Source organism: Pedobacter sp. 01T416_2, assembly GCF_056398925.1.
In genome coordinates, this window is sequence record NZ_JBFTQI010000774.1 from 1 (window position 1) to 2,705 (window position 2,705).

Here is a 2,705-nt window from a genome sequence, read left to right on the forward strand (position 1 = left end):
GACCGACCTACAGTTCAGACAGCTATGGGTAGATGGCAATAAGGCCGTTCGCGCAAAAAACTATAATGGAGAAGAAATGGGGAGGATTTTATCATGGGATAGCGAAAAGCAAACCTGTAAAATTCCACTTCAAAAAAACATCAGTTTAGGCAGTATCAAAGGAATGGAAATGCTGATCCACCAATGGTGGGCCATTGCAAATCTTCGTGTAAAGTCTGTTAAAATTATAGGAAATGCTGCAGAACTTTCTTTTATGCAGCCCGAAAGCAGGATCCAATCCGAGCATCCCTGGCCAGCACCATGGATTTCAGACAAAACAGGGAATTCTGCTTTTTACCTTACAAATGCCATTCAATTCTTGAACGAACCTGGAGAATGGTTTGAAGATTTACAGCACCACAAACTTTATTATTGGCCCAAAGCATCAGAAAATATGCTAAATGCCGAAATAATTGCTCCCGTTTTAGAAAACCTGGTTAAAATCGAAGGAACAATTGATCAACCGGTTTCCTATGTAAATTTCAAGGGCATTTCATTTCAGCACTCCACTTGGTTAAGGCCATCAAAACAAGGTCATGTTCCTCATCAGGCCGGCATGTACATGCTTGATGCCTATAAACTCGAAAAAGCCGGGACACCAGACAAACCTACGCTAGAAAATCAGGCCTGGGTTGGCCGTCCGGTTGCTGCAGTCGAAGTGAGTTATGCCAATCACACTGCTTTCGAATCTTGCCAGTTCGAGCACCTGGCGTCAACAGGTTTGGATTATAAAAAAGGAACTGCAGATAATGCAATCAATGGCAACTTATTTAAGGATATTGGTGGTTCAGCCATTCTAATCGGAACTTTCTCTGATGAAGTGACCGAAGTGCATTTGCCTTACAATCCCACAGACCAAAGAGAAATTTCGACGAACAATAAAATCGAGAACAACCTGATTACCGATGTGACCAACGAAGATTGGGGCGCTGTTGGTATAGGCGCAGGTTATGTTAGGGGGATTAAAATTCTGCATAACGAAATTAGCGATGTGTCTTATTCAGGCATCAGCGTAGGTTGGGGCTGGACGAAAACCCGAAATGCGATGGAAAACAATACCATCAGCGGCAATAAGATTCATCACTACGGAAAACACATGTACGATGTAGCCGGAATTTATACACTATCTGCTCAGCCCGGATCATTCATTACCGAAAATGTAGTCGATAGCATTTACAAAGCACCATATTCGCACCTGCCTGATCATTGGTTTTACCTTTATACAGATGAAGGTTCTTCGTATTTTACCATCAAAAATAACTGGACGCCAACTGAAAAGTATCTTCAAAATGCCAATGGACCAGACAATTTATGGGAAAGCAACGGACCAAAAGTTGCCGATCATATCAAGCAAAGTGCGGGTTTAGAAAAGCCTTTTCAATATTTATTGAAAGAGAAAACCAATTGTTCAAAAAGAGGCACCAATCAGGCCGTAGATCAATCTGTTGTATTCGAATTGGTTTATAAGACAGGTAATCTACCGGGTAACAGTGCCTTAAAAACTTTTGCAAAAGAAAATAATCTCCTGCCAGGTTCAATTTATAAATGGGGAAATCGATTGGTAATTTATACTTCAAGTTTAAAAGTGGAGAGTTTGCAGCAAACTTTAAAACGCTTAAATGCGACAGAAATTAAATTGTACGACAATCTGTTTTACGACTTCAACAGAGAAAAGAATTGTGGCGATAAACCAGTAGCAGAATGGGATAATATCATTTTATCAGCCAATTTGGTAAAGGATGAAAAACTCCAGAAAGAATATCTGGCTTACCATAAAACACAGTTTGAAAAATGGCCAGAGATATCGAAAGGATTTTGTAAGGCCGAGTTTCAGCGGTTAGCCATCTTTAAAAACGATAGACAGTTAATGCTGATCATTAGTATTCCTAAAGGAAAAAGTTTAGATGAATTGAATCCAAAAACCACTGAGAACAATCCAAAAGTAGACGAATGGAATGCAATAATGAAAAAATACCAGGAAGGGATTGAAGGAACAAAACCAGAAGAGGTTTGGGTTTTCTTTAAACCGGTTGAGTAAATATTTTTAGATATATGTCATCCTGAGGCACGAAGGATCTTTTAACAGTGGAAAACTGGCTTAAAGTACAGTACAACAAAAAACTCGAATAAAACCGTGGGTTCGGCGCAGTTAGGTTAGAGATTCTTCCTGCGTCAGAATGACAACAATTTATAAAAACAAAAACGCTTATAAAAATAATATCATGTTAAGATTAGGGATTTTAGGTTTAGGAGAGGGCAGAAGTACCATTTCTGCATCATTGGCAAGCAAAAAGTTTAAGCTTATCCAGATTTGCGATGCCAATAAAAAGCTTTGCGAAGAACGGGCTTTAGAATTTGATTTTCAAAACTGGACAACCAATTACGAGGATATGTTAACCAGCGACAAAATCGATATGATTGCGATTTACACGCCAGATCATCTGCATTTTGAGCACATTAAACTGGCGCTTGAACATGGGAAGCATGTGGTGTGTACCAAACCATTTATCGATGATTTAGCTCAGGCCAATGAGCTGTTGGAGTTAGCAAAGAAATCAAGAAAAAAGATTTTCGTAGGGCAAAGCTCTCGTTTTTTTGAACCCGCCATGCGCCAGAAAAAAGATTTTGATAAGGGCTTAATCGGAGAACTGATCACTATCGAAAGT

The 2,705-nt window shown here is 39.4% G+C and carries 2 protein-coding genes; both read left to right on the forward strand.

Annotated features, from left to right (window positions below; genetic code table 11):
* A partial coding sequence (locus AC1DPQ_RS23885) for an L-rhamnose mutarotase (RefSeq protein WP_477611088.1) occupies positions 1-2,077 on the forward strand: 2,077 nt, incomplete at its 5' end.
* A 184-nt stretch (positions 2,078-2,261) separates the two neighbouring features.
* Positions 2,262-2,705, forward strand: a 444-nt coding sequence (locus tag AC1DPQ_RS23890; RefSeq protein WP_477611089.1) for a Gfo/Idh/MocA family protein, incomplete at its 3' end; no start/stop codon positions are given.